The organism is Streptomyces sp. NPDC107498 (genome assembly GCF_055582805.1).
In genome coordinates this window covers 1-2,630 of record NZ_JBVJPE010000059.1, presented here as the reverse complement: position 1 = coordinate 2,630, position 2,630 = coordinate 1, and the positions used below count along the sequence as shown (strand labels likewise).

Genomic DNA, 2,630 nt, shown 5'->3' with positions numbered 1-2,630 from the left:
CCTCCGCACGGCCATCGACTCCGCCGTATCCGACGCCGAGTGGTTCGACGACATCCACGGACTGCCCGCGTGGCGACGGCACATGGCGCTGCGCCTCGCCGAGGAGGTCCGCCGCGAACTGACCACCCCCGACGACACCCGGGAAGGTTCCCGATGAGCTTCGACATCCAGGTCAACGGCCGCCCGTTCGACGACGAACCGCGCGCCGGCCAGTGTCTGCGCACCTACCTGCGCGAGCGCGGCTGGTTCGGGGTGAAGAAGGGCTGCGACGCCGGTGACTGCGGGGCCTGCACCGTGCACGTCGACGGGGAGCCCGTGCACAGCTGCCTGTACCCTGCCGTACGGGCCGAGGGCCGGTCCGTCACCACGGTGGAGGGACTGGCCGCCCGGGACGGTGAACTCCACCCGGTGCAGCGGAAGTTCCTCGACGCACAGGGGTACCAGTGCGGCTTCTGCACGGCCGGGTTCCTGATGACCACCGCCGCCCTGGAGGCCGAGCGGGGCTCGGAGCACGACGACGGGAAGCTCGACGACCTCCCCCGGGCCTTCAAGGGGAACATCTGCCGCTGCACGGGTTACCGGGCGATCGAGGACGCCGTGCGGGGCGTGAAGCACACCGAACGGCCCTGCGCGGGAAAGGCGGTGGGGCGGAACGTCGGCGCACCGGCCGGGCCGCAGGTCGTCACCGGCACCGCCCGCTACACCTTCGACGTCGAGGTGCCGGGTCTGCTGCACATGAAGCTGCTGCGCTCGCCGCACCCGCACGCCCGGGTCCTGGCGATCGACACCACCGCCGCGCTGCGCGTGCCGGGGGTGGTCGCCGTCCTCACGCACGAGGACGCGCCGGCGACGCTGTACTCCTCCGCCCGCCACGAGCACCCCACCGAGGATCCCGACGACACCCGGGTCCTGGACGACGTGGTGCGGTACGTGGGCCAGCGGGTCGCGGCGGTGGTCGCCGACAGCGAGCGGGCGGCCGAGGAGGGCTGCCGCCGGATCGAGGTCACGTACGAGGAACTCCCGTACGTCACCGACCCGGAGGAGGCGATGCGTCCCGGCGCGCCCGTCGTCCACGCGGGCAAGGGACCGGAGGTGCGCATCGCCCGGGTCGAGAACAACGTGGCGGGCGAGGTGCACGGCGAGATCGGTGACGTCGAGCGGGGCTTCGCCGAGGCGGACGTCGTGTACGAGGAGACCTTCCGCACCCAGCGCGTCCAGCACGCCAGTCTGGAGACCCACGGCTGCGTCGCGTACTTCGAGCCGAAGGAGGACGGCAGCGGGGAGCGCCTCACCGTCCGCTCCTCCACGCAGACCCCGTTCCTGACCCGGCGGGCGCTGTGCGCCCTCTACGGTCTGCCGGAGGACGAGGTGCGGGTGGTCGCGGGCCGGGTCGGCGGGGGTTTCGGCGGCAAGCAGGAGATGCTCACCGAGGACGTCGTCACCCTGGCCGCACTGAAGCTGCGGCGGCCGGTGAAGCTGGAGTACACCCGGGCCGAGCAGTTCCACGGGGCCACCACCCGGCACCCGTTCACCATCGGGATCAAGGCCGGAGCCCGCGCCGACGGCACCCTCACCGCCGTGCGGATGCGGGTGGTCTCCAACACCGGCGCGTACGGCAACCACGGCCCCGCCGTCATGTTCCACAGCGTCGGCGAGTCCTTCGCCGTCTACCGCGCCCCGCACAAGAAGGTCGACGCCTACTCCGTCTACACCAACGTCGTCCCGGCCGGCGCCTTCCGCGGCTACGGCCTCGGTCAGGTCACCTTCGCCGTCGAGTCCGTGATGGACGAACTCGCCCGCCGCCTCGGCACGGACCCCCTGCTCTTCCGCGAGAAGAACGTCATCGGCCCGGGCGAGTCCCTGCACAGCCCGATCGGCGAGGAGGAGGACCTGCACATCGCCTCCTACGGCCTCGACCAGTGCCTGGCCGTCGTACGCAAGGCCCTCGCGGAGGACCGCAGCGCCGAGGACGCGCCCGAGGGCTGGCTGGTCGGGCAGGGCACCGGGATGGCGATGATCGCGACCGGACCGCCGGGCGGCCACCACGCCGACGCCCGCGTCTCGCTCCTTCCGGACGGGACGTACGACATCGCGGTGGGCACCGCCGAGTTCGGCAACGGCACCACCACCGTCCACCAGCAGATCACCGCCGGCGCCCTCAACACCACCGAGGACCGCCTCGCCGTCCGCCAGTCCGACACCGACGTCGTGCGCCACGACACCGGCGCCTTCGCCTCCGCGGGCACCGTCGTCGCCGGCAAGGCCGTCCTCCTGGCCGCCACCTCGCTCGCCGAACGCCTGCGCACCCTCGCAGCCCGCCACACCGGCGTCGCCCGGCACCTGTGCGTGCTCGGCGCCGAGGCCGTCGACTGCGCCGGCCGTACGGTGACGCTGAAGGAGCTGTACGAAGCGGCCCACGCCCTTGGCGCGACCGAGGAACTGGCGGCCGACGGGCACTGGGGCGGCTCGCCGCGCTCGGTCGCCTTCAACGCCCAGTGGTTCCGCCTCGCCGTCGACCCCGACACCGGGGAGATCCGGATCCTGCGCAGCGTGCACGCGGCCGACGCCGGGAAGGTGATGAACCCGATGCAGTGCCGGGGCCAGGTCGAGGGCGGGGTCGCGCAGGCCCT

General features: G+C 72.9%; 1 protein-coding gene and 1 pseudogene. Both read left to right on the top strand.

Translation table 11 applies throughout. The features are described from left to right. A pseudogene (locus tag ACZ66Z_RS36675) lies at positions 1-157 on the top strand (FAD binding domain-containing protein); the annotation flags it as partial. Continuing rightward, positions 154-2,630 (top strand): molybdopterin-dependent oxidoreductase (locus ACZ66Z_RS36670; RefSeq protein WP_469940312.1); only part of this gene is annotated, 2,477 nt, incomplete at its 3' end. The pseudogene ACZ66Z_RS36675 and the gene ACZ66Z_RS36670, both read left to right, overlap by 4 nt.